The 20,341-nt window shown below is 44.4% G+C and carries 19 protein-coding genes, 1 tRNA gene and 1 pseudogene; 13 read left to right on the top strand and 8 right to left on the bottom strand.

Features of this window, described 5'->3' with window-relative positions; all coding sequences use genetic code 11:
- Window positions 1-114 precede the first annotated feature (114 nt).
- The 3 genes and pseudogenes from G3M65_RS08675 to G3M65_RS08665 all read right to left on the bottom strand — a co-directional run bounded on the left by G3M65_RS08675 (window position 115) and on the right by G3M65_RS08665 (window position 2,232).
- Window positions 115-731, bottom strand: a pseudogene (locus G3M65_RS08675) (IS256 family transposase).
- A gap of 132 nt (window positions 732-863) precedes the next feature.
- Window positions 864-936 (bottom strand) — tRNA-Pro (locus tag G3M65_RS08670).
- Window positions 937-2,232 carry an amidohydrolase gene (locus tag G3M65_RS08665; protein ID WP_173834177.1) on the bottom strand — a complete coding sequence of 432 codons (1,296 nt, stop codon included), beginning with the start codon at window positions 2,230-2,232 and terminating at the stop codon, window positions 937-939.
- On the opposite strand from G3M65_RS08665, the gene G3M65_RS08660 reads away from it, so the two are divergent.
- The 7 genes from G3M65_RS08660 to rpmI are packed head-to-tail and all read left to right on the top strand — an operon-like array spanning window position 2,231 to window position 8,337.
- Window positions 2,231-2,959, top strand: coding sequence for a zinc ribbon domain-containing protein (locus G3M65_RS08660; protein ID WP_173834176.1), 729 nt, complete (start codon window positions 2,231-2,233; stop codon window positions 2,957-2,959). The two genes, G3M65_RS08665 and G3M65_RS08660, sit on opposite strands and share 2 nt — an antisense overlap.
- Window positions 2,943-4,052 carry a rod shape-determining protein RodA gene (gene rodA, locus G3M65_RS08655; RefSeq protein WP_173834175.1) on the top strand — a complete coding sequence of 370 codons (1,110 nt, stop codon included), beginning with the start codon at window positions 2,943-2,945 and terminating at the stop codon, window positions 4,050-4,052. Before G3M65_RS08660 ends, rodA begins: the two co-directional genes overlap by 17 nt.
- Window positions 4,045-5,148 carry a radical SAM family heme chaperone HemW gene (gene hemW / locus G3M65_RS08650; RefSeq protein WP_173834174.1) on the top strand — a complete coding sequence of 368 codons (1,104 nt, stop codon included), beginning with the start codon at window positions 4,045-4,047 and terminating at the stop codon, window positions 5,146-5,148. The genes rodA and hemW overlap by 8 nt, the downstream gene beginning before the upstream one ends.
- Entirely contained in the window at window positions 5,145-6,404 is a 1,260-nt protein-coding gene (locus G3M65_RS08645; protein ID WP_173834173.1) for a M48 family metalloprotease, read from the top strand. The genes hemW and G3M65_RS08645 overlap by 4 nt, the downstream gene beginning before the upstream one ends.
- A gap of 14 nt (window positions 6,405-6,418) precedes the next feature.
- Window positions 6,419-7,549, top strand: coding sequence for a bifunctional glutamate N-acetyltransferase/amino-acid acetyltransferase ArgJ (gene argJ / locus G3M65_RS08640; protein ID WP_173834172.1), 1,131 nt, complete (start codon window positions 6,419-6,421; stop codon window positions 7,547-7,549).
- Window positions 7,550-7,581: 32 nt separating this feature from the next.
- Window positions 7,582-8,100 (top strand): TlpA family protein disulfide reductase, encoded by a 519-nt coding sequence (locus G3M65_RS08635; protein ID WP_254426263.1) that lies wholly within the window; start codon window positions 7,582-7,584, stop codon window positions 8,098-8,100.
- A 33-nt stretch (window positions 8,101-8,133) separates the two neighbouring features.
- Window positions 8,134-8,337: a 50S ribosomal protein L35 gene (rpmI, locus tag G3M65_RS08630; RefSeq protein WP_173834171.1), complete on the top strand. Its 204-nt coding sequence runs from the start codon at window positions 8,134-8,136 to the stop codon at window positions 8,335-8,337.
- On the opposite strand, the gene G3M65_RS08625 is transcribed toward rpmI, so the two are convergent.
- The 3 genes from G3M65_RS08625 to G3M65_RS08615 all read right to left on the bottom strand — a co-directional run bounded on the left by G3M65_RS08625 (window position 8,334) and on the right by G3M65_RS08615 (window position 11,762).
- Complete coding sequence (locus tag G3M65_RS08625; RefSeq protein WP_173834170.1) at window positions 8,334-9,590, bottom strand: NAD(P)/FAD-dependent oxidoreductase; 1,257 nt, start codon at window positions 9,588-9,590, stop codon at window positions 8,334-8,336. The two genes, rpmI and G3M65_RS08625, sit on opposite strands and share 4 nt — an antisense overlap.
- Entirely contained in the window at window positions 9,565-10,284 is a 720-nt protein-coding gene (locus tag G3M65_RS08620; protein ID WP_173834169.1) for a Rieske (2Fe-2S) protein, read from the bottom strand. Before G3M65_RS08620 ends, G3M65_RS08625 begins: the two co-directional genes overlap by 26 nt.
- 158 nt (window positions 10,285-10,442) lie before the next feature.
- Window positions 10,443-11,762 (bottom strand): NAD(P)/FAD-dependent oxidoreductase, encoded by a 1,320-nt coding sequence (locus G3M65_RS08615; protein WP_173834168.1) that lies wholly within the window; start codon window positions 11,760-11,762, stop codon window positions 10,443-10,445.
- Between the two features lie 202 nt (window positions 11,763-11,964).
- On the opposite strand from G3M65_RS08615, the gene ilvB reads away from it, so the two are divergent.
- Genes ilvB through G3M65_RS08585 form a run of 6 tightly spaced genes read left to right on the top strand, consistent with a single transcriptional unit; the run spans window position 11,965 to window position 17,915 of the window.
- Window positions 11,965-13,719: a biosynthetic-type acetolactate synthase large subunit gene (gene ilvB, locus G3M65_RS08610; RefSeq protein WP_173834167.1), complete on the top strand. Its 1,755-nt coding sequence runs from the start codon at window positions 11,965-11,967 to the stop codon at window positions 13,717-13,719.
- A 13-nt stretch (window positions 13,720-13,732) separates the two neighbouring features.
- Window positions 13,733-14,308 carry an acetolactate synthase small subunit gene (gene ilvN / locus G3M65_RS08605; RefSeq protein ID WP_173834166.1) on the top strand — a complete coding sequence of 192 codons (576 nt, stop codon included), beginning with the start codon at window positions 13,733-13,735 and terminating at the stop codon, window positions 14,306-14,308.
- The gene (locus G3M65_RS08600; RefSeq protein ID WP_173834165.1) at window positions 14,305-14,610 is read left to right on the top strand and encodes a nucleotidyltransferase domain-containing protein; all 306 of its coding nucleotides are present in this window, start codon (window positions 14,305-14,307) and stop codon (window positions 14,608-14,610) included. Before ilvN ends, G3M65_RS08600 begins: the two co-directional genes overlap by 4 nt.
- Window positions 14,607-15,053 (top strand): hypothetical protein, encoded by a 447-nt coding sequence (locus tag G3M65_RS08595; RefSeq protein ID WP_173834164.1) that lies wholly within the window; start codon window positions 14,607-14,609, stop codon window positions 15,051-15,053. Before G3M65_RS08600 ends, G3M65_RS08595 begins: the two co-directional genes overlap by 4 nt.
- Before the next feature lie 19 nt (window positions 15,054-15,072).
- Window positions 15,073-16,533, top strand: a complete 1,461-nt coding sequence (locus tag G3M65_RS08590) for a leucyl aminopeptidase (protein WP_173834163.1) — start codon at window positions 15,073-15,075, stop codon at window positions 16,531-16,533.
- Complete coding sequence (locus tag G3M65_RS08585; RefSeq protein WP_173834162.1) at window positions 16,530-17,915, top strand: NAD(P)/FAD-dependent oxidoreductase; 1,386 nt, start codon at window positions 16,530-16,532, stop codon at window positions 17,913-17,915. Before G3M65_RS08590 ends, G3M65_RS08585 begins: the two co-directional genes overlap by 4 nt.
- Here the strand turns inward: G3M65_RS08585 and G3M65_RS08580 are convergent.
- Together G3M65_RS08580 and pdxA are read right to left on the bottom strand one after the other, a co-directional pair.
- The gene (locus G3M65_RS08580) at window positions 17,912-19,369 is read right to left on the bottom strand and encodes a GGDEF domain-containing protein (protein WP_173834161.1); all 1,458 of its coding nucleotides are present in this window, start codon (window positions 19,367-19,369) and stop codon (window positions 17,912-17,914) included. The genes G3M65_RS08585 and G3M65_RS08580 overlap by 4 nt on opposite strands.
- The gene (gene pdxA, locus G3M65_RS08575; RefSeq protein ID WP_173834160.1) at window positions 19,366-20,322 is read right to left on the bottom strand and encodes a 4-hydroxythreonine-4-phosphate dehydrogenase PdxA; all 957 of its coding nucleotides are present in this window, start codon (window positions 20,320-20,322) and stop codon (window positions 19,366-19,368) included. The genes G3M65_RS08580 and pdxA overlap by 4 nt, the downstream gene beginning before the upstream one ends.
- Window positions 20,323-20,341: the final 19 nt, after the last annotated feature.

The raw sequence follows: 20,341 nt of genomic DNA, 5'->3' as shown, positions 1-20,341 counted from the left end.
TACCATACTTCATAGCCTGCCCTCAAAAAGAATTATCAGCTGGACATATATTTTCTCCCAATCCCTCAAAGGCTTTATCCTCCTCTATGTCCATCGCTACCCCATAACATACCTTCAAGCCTCATCCCTCGGAAATACCCTCTTGCCATATATCACCTTCCTTATCTCGCTGTTTATACTCTCCACAAAGTTTGTAATCGCCAACATACTCCTTATCTCATACGGATATCTGTAAAAGGTCAATATCTCCTCAAGTCTCTTTCCCACTCCTTCACTACCTGTGGATACTCTACTTGGTATCCCCTCTTAAACCTCTCAAAGTTCTCCTTAGCTTGCATCTGCGTGGCGGGCATGTATATTGCCCTCAAGGCACTGGCTACTCTCTTCCTGTCTTTGTATTTGACCTTCTTTAGACTGTTCCTTACCTCGTGAACCAGACACTTCTGATGGTCGCTTATGGGATATACGCTCCTTACTGCTTCTTGTATACCCTTTAGCTCGTCGCTTACCACTACAAGTATGTCCTCTACTCCTCTTGCCTTGAGGTCATTGAAAACATTTACCCAAAAGCTGGCACTTTCTTCTTTTGCAAGCCAAAAGCCAAGTATTTCCTTGTAGCCATCTGTGTCTATTCCAGCTACCACATACAAGGCTCTATTCCTGGAGTTAGGGTTATAGGAGCGTTTGTATTTTTCGTAGCCAAGGAATTCATCCAATTCTGCCTGTAGCATTTTGCCGATGGTTTGAGCCATCAGGTCTTTGAGTAGTTCATTGAACTCCTTACGGTATTGTTCTACTTCTTCCTTGTTCGTCCGCTTTATGTTTATTAAAGGTCTATCAAGACTTAGCTTTGAGTGTTCACATCGGGGTGAGGGGACTTGAACCCCTGACCTCCTGCTCCCGAAGCAGGCGCTCTGCCACCTGAGCCACACCCCGTTAGGATAGAATTTTACTCTTTAAAAAACCTTGTATTTTTTCCTTCCACTTGTTGGCAACAAAGAGAACCTCTTCTTGGTCTATGGTTTTTAGCTCTCCCTTTTCCATTAAGACCCTTCCTTTGCATATGACCGTATCTATATCTGAGGACTTTGCGGAGTATACAAGCTGGGCAATGGGGTCATAAAGGGGTTGTAGATGAGGTTTGTTAGGGTCAAGAAGTATAAGGTCTGCGTCGTATCCTACCTCAACCCTTCCTGCTTTTATACCCACCGCTCTAAAGCCTTCTTCGCTTGCTATCCTTAGGGCAGTTCTTGCATCCATTGCTTTTGCGTCAAGGTTTGCACCCTTTTGTAGCTTTGCCATAAGGCTTAACTCTTCAAGCATATCAAGGTTGTCATTGGAAGCTGGTCCATCAGTGCCAAGGCATACATGAATGCCTCTTCTTATATAGTCGCTTATGGGTGCAATGCCAGAGGCGAGTTTTAGGTTGCTCTCAGGACAGTGCAAGACCTTTGCACCCTTCTCCTTTATCATTTCCCTTTCTTCCTCTGTAGTCCATACTACATGAGCCATCAAAGTTTTGTCTGTAAGTAGACCAAGACTGTATAAGTGTTCCACAGGTCTTTTGCCAAACTTTTCTAAGGATGCGTCCACTTCTTGTTGGGTTTCCGCTACATGGATGTGAATGTATACATCTTCCTCAAGGGCAAGCTGGAGAGCTTTTCTCAGGGTGTCTGGAGAGCAGGTGTAGACCGCATGAGGACAAAGGGTTGGAAATATTAGCTCCTGTCCTTTGAAGTCTTTTATAAATTCTCTTGCCCTCTTTAGGTATTCCTCTTGAGTTTTTGCCACCTTTGTGGGAAAGTCAAGGATGCCAAAGCCAAGCCCTGCTCTTATGCCAGCCATTTGGGCAATTTCCGCCACGCTCTCCTCAAAGAAATACATGTCCATAAAGAGGGTCGTGCCGGAGCTTATGGCCTCCGCAATTCCTATAAGTGCACCGTCCCTTACAAATTCTGGAGATACAAATTCACCTTCCAAAACCCATATAACCTTCTGAAGCCAATCCATAAGAGGAAGGTCTGCACCCAGACCTCTCAGTAGGCTCATGGATATATGGGTGTGCATGTTGGCAAAGGATGGGAAAAGCACTTTACCCTTACCTTCTATGGTATACCTTGACTCTCCCTCCAGGCTCTCAGCCAGTTCCACTATGACCCCATCCCTTATACCCACGTCCATAGTCTTGCCCTTGTCCGGTATAAAGGCGGACTTAATCAAAAGGTCAAACATGGCTTATATTATATTCCTTGTGAAAAACGAAAAACTTCAAAAGATGCTCCAGCTTCAGAGGGTGGAGCTGGAATTGGTAAGAACACAAAGCGCACTTGGAAGGCTTATATCTCAGGCAGAACATGTGGTCAAGAGGATAGAGGAACTGAGAAAAAGGAGGGATGATATCCTCAAAAGCGTAGAGGATTTGAAAAGGGAGCTAAAAAAACATAGGGAGATGATTGAAGAATGCAAGGCTGGTGCAAAAAGGGCGGAAGAGAGGTTACAACTTGTGAAAAAGGCAGAGGAGTATAAGGCACTTCTTAGAGAAAAGGCAAGGCATGAAGACTGTGTTATAAAGCTCACCAACAGCCTTAGGGATCTTGAGGAAAAACTCAAGAAACTTGAGGAAGATAAAGAAGACAAGAAGCTACTGAAAGAGATACAGGAGCTTGAGGAGGAGCTTGAGGACCTAAGATACTCCCAGTCTAAGCTCCTTAGCAGGGTCAATAAACTTACAGAGGAACTTCACAAGCTAAGGCAGGGTACGGAGAGAGAGGTGCTCGATGAATACGAAGCCCTGAAAAGAAGACATGGCCTGCCTGTTATACTACTCGCAGACTCCTCTGGGTCTTGCACCAACTGCGGGACAAAACTGCCCTCCGCCCTCTATTCAAGACTGATAAAGGGGGAGGTAGTGATATGCCCAAACTGTGGAAGGCTCGTCTACTATGAAGGTGAGGCTTAGGAGCTTCATAAGAGACTACGACCTATACATTATCTTAGCTCTTTTACTTGTTTGCCTTTTGGGACTTGTGGGTGTCTACAGTGCCACCTATAAGGGAAGCCCCTCTCCTCTCTTTATAAAGCAGACCATATACATCTTGGTAGGCTTAATCATCATATTCCTGCTTTCAAGGGTCAACTTTAGGGCTCTCTACGATATGGCACCAGCCATATACTTTCTTAACCTTTTCCTCCTTGTGCTTGTGCCACTTGTAGGTAAGACTGTCTACGGAGCAAAGAGATGGATTGACCTCGGTCCGGTAAGTATACAACCCTCGGAGTTCATGAAATTTTCCCTTTTGTTTTTTACCCTCTACACACTTGGACATACGAATAAACTCTTCAGTAGGGAAACCTTAATCCTGCTTACCGCTTTTGCCATGCCAACAGTCCTTACCTTAAAACAACCAGACCTTGGCACTGCGGTGATATACGGTGTGATAGTGGTTCTTATCCTTTTTCTAAAAGGGCTCAGTCTTAGATACTTTATACTTACTGGCTTTTCTCTACTTCTTATGTCTCCTTTAGTCTGGCACTTTCTAAAGGACTATCAAAAGGCGCGCATACTGGCGGTCCTTGACCCTTATGAAGATTATCACGGTAGCGGTTATCAGCTTATTCAATCCGTTATAGCGGTTGGTTCAGGCGGTTTTCTGGGAAAGGGCTTCCTGCAAGGCACACAGTCCCACCTTCTCTTCCTTCCAGAAAAGCACACGGATTTTATATTTTCTGTAATAGCTGAGGAATGGGGCTTTGTTGTGGGCTTAGTGTTTTTGGTTTCTTTTCTTGTTATCTTTTACAGGATCGTATACTACGCTATGGATACACCGCACCTTACGGAGAGGATATACCTTGGCACCTTTGCTGGGCTTTGGCTCTTTCAGACGGGCGTAAATCTTCTTATGACTATGGGATTGGCTCCCGTTGTAGGTGTGCCTTTGCCCTTTGTAAGCTACGGAGGTAGTAGCATAATCACCTTTTCCTTGCTTATAGGTGTAGCTTTCTCTATAATTAGGGAGCAAAGAAACAGACCTATAAGGTTTGAAAATGGTTAAGGCTTTATACTTTCACATTCCCTTTTGCTCTTATAAGTGTCCTTACTGCGACTTTGTCTCTGTGGTAGAGCCTGTGGTAGAACCAAAGGAGTATATGTGTCTTCTTCTGAAGGAGCTTGAGCTATACAAGGACTTGAGCATAAAGCCTAAAACTCTCTACTTTGGAGGTGGAACGCCGTCCCTTATAAAGCCAGAGGTTTATGAGGCATTTTTTGAAAAACTTAGCGGGCTTTTGGACACCTCATTTCTGGAAGAGCTTACCATTGAATGCAATCCAGAGAATTATTCCCTTGAGGACTTTAGAAAACTAAAGGAAATAGGTTTTAACAGAGTAAGCATTGGTGTGCAAAGCCTCAGAGAAGAAGGCTTAAAAGCCCTTGGCAGGCTTCATTCCGTAGAAGACTCTATAAGGGCAATTGAGCTTGCACACAAGGCTGGTTTTGAAAACATAAACATAGACCTCATATATGGCTATCAGGGGCAGAGCCTAAAAGACCTAAAAGGTGAGCTGAAAGCTCCAAGAACCCTGCCTATAAGTCATGTATCCTTTTATCTCCTGACACCTTACGAAGATACCCAGTTTGGCTTGCTGTATCAAAAGGGTCTCCTTGACTTGCCCGATGGGGATACTGTAGCGGACATGTATGAATTCATATGTGAAAGTCTTGAGAGTATGGGCTTTATGCAATATGAGGTCTCAAACTTTGCACTTCCTGGGTATGAATGTAAGCATAACATGGTTTATTGGAGTCATGAAGAGTATTTAGGTATTGGAGTGTCCGCATGGAGTTTTATAGGTAGGGTAAGGTTTGGGAACACTAAAAACCTAAGGTTATATGCGGAAAAGGTTAGTAGGAGTGAAAAGCCTGTGGAGTACGAGGAAAGGCTTGAAGGCAAGGACCTGCTATATGACTACCTTTTTACCGCGCTAAGGACTACAAGGGGTGTGGAAAGAGAGGTTTTGTCTGAGCTACCTCAAGGTCTGGAAGAGTTCTTTGTAGAAGAGGGGCAGAGGCTAATATTAAACAGAAAGGGAATGCTTCTCATAAACGAAGTATTATGGAAACTCAGGGAGGCTATATTATTAAGAACATGAGGCTTCTTATTATTGTGCTCCTTTCAACACTTCTCAGCTGTGCGGATGTGTCTGCGAGGAGACCCTTTTTGAACCTCTTACCCGAAAGCAGAGAAATAGAAATAGGCAAGGCTTATGTTCCCTACGCCATTGAGGAGTTTGACGGTCTTTATCCAGACAGGGAAGTGCAAGAATACGTAAGAAGTGTTGGGAGATCACTGGTAAAGCATACAGAGAGGAGACTACCCTACGAGTTTTATGTGGTTAACTCCTCACTGATAAATGCTTTTGCCCTTCCTGGTGGTCCTGTGATGATAACGAGGGGACTGTTTATGAAGCTAAACTCTGAAAGCGAGCTTGCAAGCGTCTTGGGACACGAGCTGGGGCATATAAACGCAAGGCATCATGCGAGGTTTCTTGAAAAGCAGTTTGGACTGAACCTTCTTCTCAATATTGGAGCCCTTCTTGTAGGCGACAAGCCATACGGACAAGCACTGCTTCAGTTTGGTCAGGTGGGAGCAGGACTTTTGAGCCTTAAGTTCAGCAGAGACCAAGAAAGGGAGGCGGACCAGCTGGGCATACTCTACACCCACAGAGCTGGTTATGACCCAATGGGTATTATAGGAGTGTTTGAGATGTTCAAATCTATGGAAAGGGGAGGCAGACCACCAGAGTGGCTCTCCACACACCCTCTTCCAGAAACAAGGATTGCGGAAGCCAAAGGGGAAATACAGAAACTTAGACCTCAGGGTGCTTTCATAACAGACACCCAGGATTTTCAGCGTATGAAGGCTAAACTTTTAAAAACTCAACCCTCCTTTGAGGAGTTCAAGAAGGGAAGCAAAGCCTTTTCCAATAGGGATTACAGCCTTGCTCTTACACACTTTCAGAGGGCGGTGGAGTTATACCCAGAGAACTATGTGGCAAGGGCTTATATGGCATACATTCTTGCCAACGAAAGAAGGCTTGAGGAAGCTGAAAGGCAGTCAAGGCTTGCTCTGGAAACCATGCCCGATGTTTTCCTTACAAACTATGTCTACGCCTATGTTAAATTCTTCCAAAGGAAAAATGAGGAATCCCTAAGATACCTTCAGAGGGCAAGACAGCTTATACCAGACCATGCAAGCACCCATTACTATCTAGGCAGAAACTACGAAGCAATGGGTCAAGTGTCCAAAGCGTTAGAACACTATAGAACCGCTCTTGAGCTATCTCAAGGAAAGGCAGAGTGGGCATCAGATGCAAAAGAAAGACTAAGAAGACTCGGCGGTATGTGATAGAATTTTTCCTTATGGATATTCTTATGGGTGTTGGAAGGGCGGGATTAAAATCTGGAGGGAAGCCTGACCTTCTCGTGCTTCTTCTTCCTCAGACCTGCGTAGCTTCCTTCCTCTTTACAAAAAATCACTTCAAGTCCGCAAGCGTGCTTTATTCACAGAGGGTTTTCAAAGGAAAAGTGAGGGCAATGGTAATAAACAGCGGAAACGCAAACTGTGGAGTGGGTAAAGATGGGCTGACCCATGCGGAGCTTATGGCAAAAAGGGTAGCAGAAAGGCTTGAAATTGAGGAGGATGAAGTGCTTGTTTTCTCCACAGGGGTAATCGGCAAGCCCATGCCCATAGGAGATGTTCTAAATGCAATAGACTCGGCCTGCGGACTTCTTGAGCCCCTTGACCTAAAAAGGGCAAGCGAGGTGGTATCCACCACCGACAGCTTTCCAAAGTATGACTTTGTGAAGAAGGGGAGACTTGAGGTTTTTGGTTTTGCAAAAGGTGCAGGCATGATACATCCCAACATGGGCACCATGCTTGCCTTTGTGTTTACCAATGCAGACCTCAGGGAAGATGTAATAGAAAGGCTTCATAGAGACATAAATGAGCGGACCTTTAACTCCATAAGTGTGGATGGGTGTATGAGCACCAATGACAGCTTTGGTCTTATAAGCCTTGGACTTTTAAAGGAAGATCTTCAGATGGTGAGCGAAGCGGTAGAGGAGGTTTCTCTAAGCCTTGCCAAAAAAATAGTTCAAGATGGAGAGGGTGCAACAAGAGTTATAAAAGTCCATGTGAAAAACGCTTCTATACAGCTCAAGGCAAGGCTTATAGCTCAGGCGGTAGCAGTTTCAAACCTTGTGAAGACCGCAGTCTTCGGCAAAGACCCAAACTGGGGAAGGATAGTGGCCGCCGCAGGCTCAACCCCCTTTCCCATAGACCAGTTTAAGCTAAAAGTTTACATGGGCAACCACCTGCTGTATGACGGAAGAGTCCACCCAAAGGCTATAGAATCCGCAAAAAAATATCTTGAGGAATCTCAAGAAGTGGAGATAACCCTTGACCTTATGGAAGGCAAAGAAAGCTGGACCTACTACAGCTCAGACCTTACTTATGATTACATAAGGATAAATGCGGAATACACCACTTGAAAAGGAATAAGGCTATAGTAAATTAATTAACCATGATGAAGTATATTCCCTACATCCTTGCGGGCATATTGCTGTTTATGGTGCTATTCTTTGGACTAAGACACAGGCAAGAGGATGAACTGCAAAACTCTTACAAGCCTCCAGTGGAGCAAACTCTCCCAGACTTTACCTTTAAGACACTTGATGGTAAGGAACTGAGGCTCTCCGAGCTAAGGGGCAAGGCAGTGCTTCTCAACTTTTGGGCAACCTGGTGTCCACCCTGCAAAGAGGAGATGCCTATCTTTGAGAGGGAATACAAAAGATGCAAAAACAAAGGCTTTGAGGTGCTTGCGGTCAACATGGATAGCTCAGAGGGCAATCTGCAAAAGTTTTTAAAGGAAAACAACTATTCCTTTACCATAGTCCGACCTTCAGAAGACCTCCAAAAGGAACTAAAGCTCATGGGTTTCCCCACCTCTTACCTTCTTGACAAGAATGGTAAAATATACCGCATAAGGCTTGGCGTTTACAAAGAGCTGGAAAAGGATCTCAAAGAGCTTCTTGGATGCTGATTGTAGTATAATTTTCTGCTTGGAGGTATGGATATGGCAAAGGTTAAGATGAAAACTAACAGGTCCGCAAAGAAAAGGTTCAAGATAACCGCAACGGGAAAGATAAAAAGACAGAAGGCTGGCGGTTCACACTACAACACCCACAAGGCAAAAGACAGAAAAAGAAGACTAAGAAAGGCAACCCTTGTCCACCCAAGCTGGGAAGACAAGGTAAAAGGAATGTTAAAAGAGTTTTAACCGAAGAGGTCTCTCCATAGACCTCTTGCCCACTCCTCATATCTTTTGGCAGTGCTTTCTTTTCTTTGATTGTCCTCCCTATGGGTTGGAACGAACCTCTTTGACACCGTATCGTATCTGAAGGCGGTCTCTGTCATTATGGCTTCCTTGTCACTTACCATTGCGTAGCATATCATCTGCAGGTATTCTTCTTTTACCTCTTTGCCCTTTATCCTTGCATTTATGATCTTTGCCACCATCTTACCTTCTGAATGCGCAGCATATCCACTCTTTGGTAGATAGCTTTGGCAGGCATCACCTATGACGAACACATTCTTCACAGAAGATTCAAAGGTTAGAGGATTGACCTCCACCCACTTCTGACCCTTCCTCAAAAGCCCAGCATCTTCAAGAAGTCCGCTTGCCTTCATGGGTGGGATTATGTTTGCAAGGTCATACTTAAAATCCCCATGAGAAGTCTTCACCACCCTTTTGTGAACATCTATATCTCTTACCTGTGCTGAGGTTATGTAGGTGGCTATGTCCTTATAGAGGTCATAGTAAGCGGATAGAAAGCCCTCTGAGTTTATTATGGGCCTTTCATTGGCATCAATAAAGTAAATATGAGCTTTTAGATTGTTTTTCTTTATCATACTGGCTATCAAAGCTGCGCGCTCGTAGGGTGCTGGTGGGCATCTGTAGGGCGGTGGTGGAACTGTGATTACTATATCACCGCCTTCAAAATCCTCTATAAGCCTTTTGAGGTATATATGCTCTGAACCGGGTTTGAAGGCTGGGGGGTTGTAAACCAGAGACTCTTTGTAAAAGGGTTTATCTTCTACGTCGTAGTCTATACCAGGAGAGAGCACAAGATAATCGTAGGCTATATAACCAGAAGAAGTTCTCACAACTTTTTTGTCAAGCTCCACACCAAGGACTTTGTCATTTAGGACTCTTATTCCATGCTTTACCTCTAACACATTGTAAGAAAAGCAAAGTGGTGTAAGCTCCATAAGACCGGTAAGAAAGTGGTTTGACATGGGACAGGACATGAAAAAGGGTCTTTCCTCAATGAGCACCACATCAAGGTTTGGGTTTTCCTTTTTCAGATACTTGGCGGTTGTAACGCCTCCATATCCGCCACCCACTATGACTACTTGAGCCTTTTGTCTTTTTTGTGTTCTTGCATAAACCATCAATGGTGCGGTCAAGCCAAAAGCTACAGCTCCTCCTATCAACTCTCTTCTATTAACACCTGACCACTGCTTGGACATATTTATCCACCTCCATAACAATACATTTATCCACTAACTCTCTGGCTTTTGCAGTGGAGCCATACTGTTGTCTTAGTTCTGTTCTGTAGTTGTCAAAAAACTGTTGAAACTGGTCTTTGCCCAAGACGCCAACCGCATAAAAGTTTCCTCCCTCCTCCTGAAGCACTATGGAGGCAAGAGGAAACTCCGCAGGTCCGTCTATTACGCTACCTCCTGCCTTAGGGTCATACAAGGCAAGATGAGCACAGCACTGGATTATTCCAGCCTTTTTTGTGGTTTCTGAGGGTGTGTCCGGTGGGTAATAGTTAATAAAGGAATACTGGGGAGTTGGATAACTCCACTGGTGGGCACATATGGCGGAGTAGGCAACTATGCTTTTCTTTGACCCAACACCACCGCCCCACTTATAGCTTTTGCCATCCTTTAGTTTTATTTCCGCCGGCGGTATGGATTCGCCGAGGTTGAGCAGGTAGCAGGGTGTGGCGGTATGGGGATAGAAGAATATGTAGTTTACATGGGGCTTTATGTCTTCTTCCTTTAGAGGAGAACCATCTTGTTTTACCAAGAGTGCCTTTTTGTATGCCTGAAACATGCCATCCTTTTGTTGTGCCAAGGCTTGAGAAAAGAAGTCTCTATTTAGCATAGAAACCACAGCTACAGTGCCGCAGGTTTTTATAAAATCCCTTCTGTCCATGCATCACACCTCTTTGGATGTTATTATAAACTTTTCGCTTGATAACTATGCAAATTCAGTGCCATAAAGAAAAGGGCTTAAAAACCCAACTCCAGATATAAAAATTGTTCCCTTCTGCAACATGTGTTGCAACGGGGCGGGAGGGCGCCCCAAGAACATTATGAGAACATGTCCCTGTATATGGCTCGTGCCCATTCGTATGTTGCCTTTGCGAGGGCCTCTGACCTTTCGTTTATGGTCTTGGGCTTAGGTGTTATCTTCTTTTCCTTTTCGTTGTATTCATAGGTAACGTTTATAACTATGGCTTCCTGTGGTGAGCCATTGACCATGGAGTAGCAGGTATTGTCAGGAAGTGTTGGTTTGTATTCCTTGCCAGCTATTCTGGAAGCTATGACCTTTGCCACTATCTTACCTTGGGAGTTGCCCATATGCCCGCTCTTTGGATAAGGAACTCCTCCTATAACGTCACCTACCAAGAACACATGAGGGTCCGCCTTTGCTTGGAAGGTAAGCGGGTCTTGGTCTGCCCAGCCTGTTGGTTTTCCTTCCTTGTCCTTTGCTATAAGGTCCGCCATCCATACAAGCTCACCAGCCTGATGGGGTGGAGATATGTTGGCATCTGTAAACTTAAAGTCTCCTGCGGTGGTCTTTATAACTTTCTTTACTGGGTCAATCTCCTTTATGGAAGCCTTTGGCACATACTCAATAATGCCAAGATATACCTGTTCAAAGGCTGCTCTAAAACCTGGTCCCTTGGGTGCTATGTCTTCCTTGGGATCAAGAACTATAACCCTACCCTTAACCTTGTTTCTCTTGAATACCTCTGCTACCATACAAGCTCTTTCATATGGAGCAGGTGGACACCTGTAGGCACCTGGTGGGACCACTATGATAAAGTCTCCTTCTTCAAATTCGTGTATCTTTCTCTTAAGAGCCAAATGTTCAGAGCCGGGTATATATGCGGGAGGGAAGTTGACCTTGGTAAGCCTTGCGAGTTCCCTGTTATCTCCAAACCATGCGGAATAGTTATACCTTATGCCAGGTGCCAAAACAAGATAGTCGTATTGTATATACCCTCTTGTGGTGTATACTCTTCTCTTGTCCCTTTCTATGGCAATAACCCTATCGTTCATAAAGGTGTAGCCATATTTGGATGCAGGTTGGAGATAATCGTGTTGTAGAAAGTCTAAACCTACAAGGTCTGCAAGCCAAGGGTTAGATATGGGACAGGAGAAAAAGACAGGTTTTTGTTCTATGAGAATTACCTCTATGTTTGGGTTTTCCTTTTTTAGATACTTTGCCACCGTTAAACCTGCCCATCCACCACCGCATATTACCACCCTGTTGCCCTTTGGTGGGGGCATTAGGGCTTCCATTTTGACCACCCTTTCCGCCGCTGCAAAGACAGGCTGTGAGGAAACACTCAGAGCAATAGCCCCTACTCCTGCGGACTTTAAAAGGTCACGCCTTGTAATCATGCTTTACCTCCCTTAAAGGATTTGGTTAAAATCATAAACCTTGAAAAGCGAGCCTGTCAATAAGAATATGTTTAATAGATCATTAATAATGCTTATTTAAGCTAATTCTTATGAACTTATGCTATGGTGAGGAAGGTTTAACAAAATTTAAACACTTGCATATATTTTATATCTTTACAGATTCTGAGAATGGAGGTAGAAGATGCCAAGAAAGGGTGCGGATATTGTAATAGAGGCTCTAAAGGAAGAGGGTGTGGAGATAATCTTTGGTCATCCGGGCGGTGCCATAATGGAGGTCTACGATGCCCTCTACAGAGATGGAGGCATAAGGCACATCCTTGCAAGACATGAGCAGGGTGCAGGACATATGGCGGAGGGCTACGCAAAGGCTACGGGTAAGGTGGGTGTTGCCATGTCCACCTCTGGACCAGGAGCTACGAATTTGGTAACCGCCATAGCGGATGCCTATATGGACTCTGTGCCCGTGGTCTTTATAACGGGGCAAGTCCCCACTCATCTTATAGGCAACGACGCCTTTCAGGAAGTGGACATAGTGGGCATAACAAGACCTATAACAAAGCATAACTTTTTGGTAAAAAGAATAGAAGACCTACCTCTCATACTTCGTCAAGCCTTCTACATAGCAAGGACTGGAAGACCAGGACCCGTGCTTGTGGATATTCCAAAAGACATAACACAAAAGCTCAGCGATGTGTCAATTCCTTCCCTTGAGGAGGTAAAGGAATCCCTTCCCGGCTATAGGCCTCACCTTGAGGGCAACCTCCAGCAGATAAGAAGGGCGGTAAGGCTCATAATGGAAGCCAAGAGACCAGTCCTCTATGTGGGTGGTGGAGCGGTGCAGGCAGAGGCACAAAAGGAGCTTGTGGAACTTGCGGAACTTATGAAGATACCAGTTACCACTACCAACATGGGCAAGGGTGCCTTCCCAGAGCTTCATCCTCTGTCTCTCCACATGCTTGGAATGCACGGCACATATTACGCCAATATGGCGGTATATAACTGCGACCTACTTATAGCGGTGGGTGCGCGCTTTGACGACAGAGTTACAGGAAAGGTAGAAGAGTTTGCTCCTCAGGCAAAGATAATCCACATAGACATAGACCCCGCTTCCATATCCAAGAACATAGTGGTGGATGTGCCAATAGTGGGCGATGTGAAAATAGTCCTAAGGAAGCTACTTGAGGAGATAAAAAGAGAAGGTGCAAAGCTCTTCTTCCCAGAGGAAAGACAGAAATGGCTCGAGCAGATTGAGGCATGGAAAAAGAAGCACCCCCTCACCTATAAAAACTCCAACATTGTTATAAAACCTCAGTATGTAATAGAGCAGATATACGAGGCTACCAAGGGCGAAGCTATAATCGCCACAGGCGTGGGTCAGCATCAAATGTGGTCCGCCATGTTCTATAAATATTCTTTTCCAAGACAGTTTATAAACTCTGGGGGGCTTGGAACCATGGGCTTTGGCTTTCCTGCAGGCATTGGGGCAAAACTGGGGAGACCAGACAAGGAGGTGTTTGTAATAGACGGAGATGGTTCATTTATGATGACCATGCAGGAGCTTATTACTGCGGTGCAATACAGAGTGCCAGTTAAGGTTGCTATAATAAACAACGGATATCTGGGCATGGTGCGTCAGTGGCAAGAGCTTTTCTACGAGAGAAGATATTCGGAGGTAGACCTTTCCGTTCAGCCTGACTTTGTAAAGCTCGCTGAAGCCTGCGGTGCGGTGGGCTTTAGGGCGGAAAAGCCCTCAGAGGTGAGAGAGATAATAGAAGAAGCCCTAAGGGTTCAGGACAAGCCCGTTATAATGGACTTCCACGTGGACAGGGAGGAAAATGTGCTTCCTATGGTTCCTGCAGGAAAGTCTTACAGAGATATGATATTAGAAGATGGCAAAAAGGCAGTAGAAGCGGAGACCATGTATTTAGTGGGCTAAAGGAGGTTTTAGGATGTCAGATACCATTGGAAGCTCTCAGCTTGATGCGGTAAAAGCCCCCCTTTTCAGAGAAGTGAAGAAGGGAGAGGTGCGCAAGCACATTATAACCCTTACTGTGCGTAATGAGCTTGGTGTTCTTGCTCGCATTGCAACCCTCATAGCAGGCAAGGGATACAACATAGAAGGCTTGTCGGTGGGTGAAACCCATGAAAAGGGTATTTCTCGTATGACCCTTGAGGTAATAGGCGATGATGTGGTAATAGACCAAGTGGTAAAACAGCTTAGAAAACTCATAGACACCATAAAAGTAAAAGATTTAACAGACACGCCTCATGTGGAAAGAGAGCTTGCCCTTATAAAGGTCCATACCGCCACACCAAGAGCAAGGGACGAGGTGCTTAGGCTCGTGGAGATATTCAGGTGCAGGGTAGTAGATGTTTCTCCAGAAACCTACACCATTGAGATAACGGGAACAGAGGACAAGGTCAACGCCTTTATAGAGCTGGTAAAACCCTTCGGCATAAAAGAGATGGCAAGAACGGGCAAAATAGCCATGAAAAGGGAAAGCACACCTCAAGAGGAGGAATGAAGGTAAGGCTATCAGAGGAAGAGATAAGAGCCATAAAGGAAACCGCATCTGAAGTCTTTGACAAGGATGTGGAAATAATTCTCTTTGGCTCAAGACTTGACCCAAACAGACGGGGTGGAGATATAGACCTTTTGGTTAAAACCTCTATGACGCCTAAGGAGTTTGTTGAGAAAAAGTTTGAGTTTATATACAAACTTTGGCAGAGGATAGGACAGCAGAAGGTTGACGTGGTTTACTATAACCCAGAAAAGGAAGAGCTACCAATTCATAAAAGAGCCCTTGCGGAAGGCATAAAGCTATGAAGGAAGAACTTCTATACTACCTTGAAGCCTGTAGGAGGAATGTGGAATTTTTGGAGAAACTTGAAGAGAAAATTTCTCACTTGTTTCCTTTGAAAAGATACTACAATACGGAAGTTGAGAGCAAAGTTCTCATATATGCCTTTATATACAGGATGGCAAAGCTCCAAGAGCTCCTTGGGAAACTGCTTAGAATTTTCCTGAGAAAAGTAGGCTACAATGTGGATGTTATGTATCCTATAGATATGATAAACCTTACAGAGAAACTAGGCATTGTTGACCCTTCAAAAGAGTGGTTTGAGTTAAGGGAGCTTAGAGATGCGGTCAATCATGATTATAGCCTACTTGAAGAGGAACTGATAGAGACTATAAATAGAATATTCAGCAAGAGGCATTCTTTAATCAAAATCTACGAAAGGCTCAAAGCCGAGATTGAATTAGAATAGATATTCTTGGAGGTGAAGGATGAGAGTAGAAGCAAGAGAGTTTAAAGCGGAGGAAGTGAAAGAGCCTATAGCTATATTCCTCTTTGAAGATGACAGAGAGAACCTTGATTTTCTTGGGTCTCTTAAGGGGCAGGTAGAGAAAATACTTTCTGCGGAGAACTTTAAGGGTAAAGAAGAAACTCTGGCAAAGGTTAGTCTGCTTGTGGGTGATGATGTAAGGGTCTTTTATGTGGTAGGGCTTGGAAAGAAGGAGAAGGTAGGTGAGGATAGCTACAGGATTGCCTCTGCCTTAGCCTCTAAGAGGGCAAACAAGGACGAGGTCAAAACCCTGTATATATACGCTGGAAGCCTTGACTACAGGCTAAGTAAAGCAATTACCGAAGGTGCAATCCTTGGAAGTTATCGCTTTGACAAGTATAAGACAAAGAAGGAAGAGGAGAAGAACCAAAGACTTGAAGAAGTTTATATATGTGGTGCAGACCCAAAGGGGGTGGAAGTTGGTATGGTCTTTGCACAGGCACAGAACTTTACAAGAGACCTTGTAAATGAACCTGGGAACGTTATAAACCCTATAACCCTTGCGGAGATTGCACAAAAGATTGCACAAGAGTATGGGCTTGAATGTAGGGTATATGATGAGAAGGAGATCCAAGAGATGGGTATGCAAGCCCTCTGGAGTGTGGGAAAGGGTTCCGCAACTCCGCCGAGGTTTGTCCATATGGTATACAGACCTCAGGGCGAGCCAAAGGAGAAAATTGCCATAGTGGGTAAGGGTCTTACCTTTGACAGCGGTGGGCTTAACATAAAGACTGGAGACTACATGAGAACTATGAAGATGGACAAGTCTGGTGCCTGTGCGGTTATAGGCATAATGAAAGCCCTTGCACAGTTAAAGCCTCAGGTGGAGGTCCACGGCATCTTTGGTGCTGCGGAGAATATGCCAAGCGGGACTGCCTACAGACCCGATGACATAATAAGGGCTATGAACGGAAAAACCATAGAGATAGACAATACGGACGCAGAGGGAAGAGTAACCCTTGCGGATGCCCTCTCTTACGCCTCAAACCTTGGAGTGTCAAGAATAATAGACATGGCAACTTTAACGGGTGCTTGCATGGTAGCCCTTGGAGAATACACCGCAGGGCTTTTTACCAACGATGAGGAGTTTGGTGAAGAAATTTTTAGCCTTTCAAAACTTACAGGAGAACGCACATGGAAGCTACCCATGGATGACAAAAGGCTGAGAGAAAAGATAAAGAAGGGTGAGGGAGATGTGCTTAACTCTGGAGGTCGCTACGGAGGTGCCATAACCGCCGCCATGTTCCTTGAGGAGTTTGTGGGCGAAGGGATAAAGTGGGTGCATCTTGATATCGCAGGACCTGCCCACCTAAGAGAGGAGTTCTCATACTATTCAAAGGGTGGCACGGGCTTTGGCGTAAGGACATGCTTGGAGTATATTTTGAAACTTAGTGAAAAATGAGAGTGGTTATAGTAGGAAACGGACCAGCTTCTGCCAGTGCCATAGAAGCCTTTAGGAAGGTGGACCAGGACTCTGACATAATAGTGCTTTCTGACGAGGAGTTTCCTACATACGCACCCAACTGCATGGAAAATGTGATAAGAGGAGACATATCCGAAGAAGCTCTTTTTTACAAAGGAGGCTTTCGCTTTTACGAAAAGTATAAAGTAGACTTTAGACCTAAAAAGGAGGTGGTGGGGATAGACAACAAGAGGAAGGTGGTCATAGTCAGAGGTGGGGAGGAGATACCCTATGACAAGTGCCTTTTGGCCGCTGGGGCTTACGCCTTTGTGCCACCCATACCAGGAGTTGAGCTTGGTGGAGTAACCACCGCCAAGAACCTCTACGATGCAAAGAAGATAAGGGATTGGGTTCTCTCTGGGAGGGTCAAAAGCGTGGTAATAGTGGGTGCGGGTCCTATAGGTATAGAGGATGCGGAGACCCTAAGGCATATGGGTCTTGAGGTGCATGTGGTGGAGTTCTTTGATAGAGTCCTTCCAAGGATGTTGGACAAGTTTATGGCAGACAAGTATATGAAGCCTCTTGAGGAGGGGGGAATTCACTTTTATCTAAACCATCAAGTGGTAGCCATACATGGAGAAGACCAATGGGTAGAAGCGGTGGAGATAAGACCCAATGGCACGGACAGGAGCAAGTTCATAAAGGCGGACATGGTTATTCTTTCAACAGGAGTAAGACCCAGGACTAACCTTGTGGCGGACACGGACATAAAGCTACATATAAACGAAGCTACCGGCAGGGTCGTGGGTGGTATACTGGTTAACGAATACCAACAGACCTCAGACCCAGATGTCTACGCAGCTGGTGATATATGTTCTGGTTTGGATGCCTGGGGAAACCACCGTTGGATAGCTCTCTTTCCACCTGCACAGCAGGCTGGAGCTATAGCAGGCTTTAACATGGCAGGGTTAAAAGTTAAAAACCCAGGGCTTGTGGACTACAATGCGGTAAAGACAAGGATAGCAACAGCAGGAAGTGGTGGGACTTTTGAAGACTCAGAAAGCTCTTATAGTTTTGAGTGGGAAGGAAAGCTGGTAAAGGTTTTTTTAAAGGATGGAAGCGTATGCGGTTATCAGTTTGTGGGGTTGGGGAAAAACAAAGGCTTAAACCCAAGGAATAGATTTTTGAGGTCTCAAACCATAAAAAGCTGGTCTGAAAAACTTCTTCTTGACAGAGGGCTTGGTCTTGAGGCAAGCGGTGTGCTTTTCCATCATTTTATAAGGTTTAGGGAAAGGAAGTTAGAAGAGAAGGTAGTCAGAGCCATAAGGCTTGGTATGTTGAGGGCTTTGTCCAACCCAGCCCTTGAAATTCCCATATTCTAAGGCTCATAAACCTCTATCCTGTTTCTTCCCAACTCTTTCGCCTTGTAAAGGGCTTCATCCGCCATTCTTATGAGGTCGTCAACATTTTCAATACCCGATTTAAAACTCGCAAGCCCACCGCTTAGAGTTGCCCTTATTTCCTTTTCTTCATATACTATAAGGCTATTCTGGAAGCTGACTCTTATTCTCTCAGCCACCACTTTGCCCTGTTGGAGGGTAGTGTTGGGCATAAGAAGAACAAACTCCTCTCCCCCAAGCCTTGCTGGGAGGTCTGACTGTCTTATGGTTTTCTTTAAGATATCTGCAAAGCTCTTTAATACAAGGTCGCCTGCCTCATGACCGTAGGTATCATTTATTTTCTTAAAGTGGTCTATATCTATGATGAGAAGGCTAAGTGGATTTCCGTATCTTTTTGAGCTTTCAAGAATAAGACTTGCATGGTCAAAGAAAAATCTTCTATTGGGGAGTCCAGTAAGTGGGTCATAGTATGCAAGCTGTTCAAGTTCAGATTTCTTCTTTTCAAGTTCTTCAAAGGCAGATTTTAGGCTCAAAGCCATGTTGTATATGCTGTGCTTTAATTCATAAACCTCATCCTTCCATCTTTCCTTTGAATTTTCAAGGAGATTTATCACAGCGAAGTCTTTCTTCTCTATTCTTGCGGTTACATCCTTTAGGAAAACTATTCTATTTATCACAGTGGATACAATCCTAAAGAGTAAAAGGGCAAGAAGAGACAACATAAACACTGAATAAAGAGCAAGCACAAAAAGGACTGTGTAGGCTTCCCTGTATAATCCTGAAATATCCTTTATAAAAATGATTCTACCCACAGGCAAGCCTTTCATGTTTGTTAGGGGAATCTCCATAAGGAGGCTTTTTTCAAGAAAGCTACCATACAGCGTATATCCTTTCACATTGAGAGGTAGATTAAGGACATACTGCTTGGAAAACCGGTCAATAACCATGTTGTTTATAATTACCTTATCTTTCATAAAGGTATCCAAGTTTCCACCTACGATTTCAGGGACCATATCTCTATCGTAATATACCACCCAATCTATACCCATTAGGCTTTCCATAAATCTAAGTATTTCTTCAATGTTTACACCTATAAAGAAACAACCTTCTGGATATTGCCTGTTTATACCGTAGTGAAGTCCTATGGAAGTTACACGGTAATATGCTGTCTCCTCACATTTCCCTCCAGAGGCTTTTTCTATGTAATGATACGCAAGAGAAAGTTGTCCAGAGTCTGCTAAGGCTTTAAGCTTTTCCGATTCTTCCACCTCTCCCTTCAATATCTCTTTATAGTTTTCATATACGAGCCTGTAAGTTTCCTCGAGTCTCCTTTCAAGGATTTGGGAGGATATTAGGTAAAGAATAAGGAAGGAAACCGTAAGGGTAAAGGCAAGGGAAAAAACCAAGCTAAGAGTCACTCTCTTTTTTATCGTCATGCCTTTCCTGCCAACCTTTCACATAACCTGAGGGCATTAAGAGATGGACCTTCATCCGCTATACCCTTCCAAGCTATGTCATAAGCTACTCCATGGTCTGGGGAGGTTCTCACAAAGGGTATTCCAAGCGTTAAATTCACACCTTCCCTGAAGGCGAGCATTTTAAAAGGTATAAGCCCTTGGTCATGATACATACACAGATAAACATCGTAGTTTATGTTCAAAAAGGCACTATCTGGAGATAGAGGACCTTCAACCTTGTAGCCTTCTTCCTTTAGAGCCTCTACCGCAGGTGCAATCTCTTTCATATCCTCTTCCCCTATAGCTCCCATATCACCCGCATGGGGGTTAAGACCAAGAATGCCAACTACTGGCTCAAGTCCAAAAAGTCTTTTGAACTCTCTGTCTATTAGCTTTACCTTTTTAACGATATCGTCTTTTCTTATTCTCTCTGGCACTTCTCTTAGAGGTATATGTGTGGTAAAGGGCACTACCTTTAACTTCTCTGAATACATAAGCATAGCATACTCTCTCACATTGCAAGCCTGAGCTAAAAACTCCGTTTGACCCTCGTAGGAAAACCCTGCCAACCTTGCCCAGAATTTGTTTATAGGCATGGTCAAAAGTCCATGTATCTTTCCATAAACCGCATCTACCACAGCCCTTCCCAAGTATGCAACCGCTACTTTTCCTGATGTCAAAGACGGCAATGGTCTATCTGTTTCGCTTATGTTTAAGTCCGCTATATATACACCGGGAGATTTAATCTCCTCTACCGTGTATATCTCCGAAAATTCAAAGTCCACACTTAGCTCCCTTTTGACCGCCTGTATTATCTTCTTCTCTCCGTATATTATGTATGCCTTTTGAGGGTCAAAGTATCTGGAAAGTCTCACTATGAGCTCAGGTCCCACTCCCGCAGGGTCGCCTATCGTTATGCCTATTTTCACCATATATGTAGTATAATACTTC

It is taken from the genome of Hydrogenobacter sp. T-8 (assembly GCF_011006175.1).
GTDB classification, from domain to species: Bacteria; Aquificota; Aquificia; order Aquificales; family Aquificaceae; genus Pampinifervens; species Pampinifervens florentissimum.
Note: the sequence above shows the minus strand (reverse complement) of the source record. Positions and strands in the feature narration are given on the sequence as shown.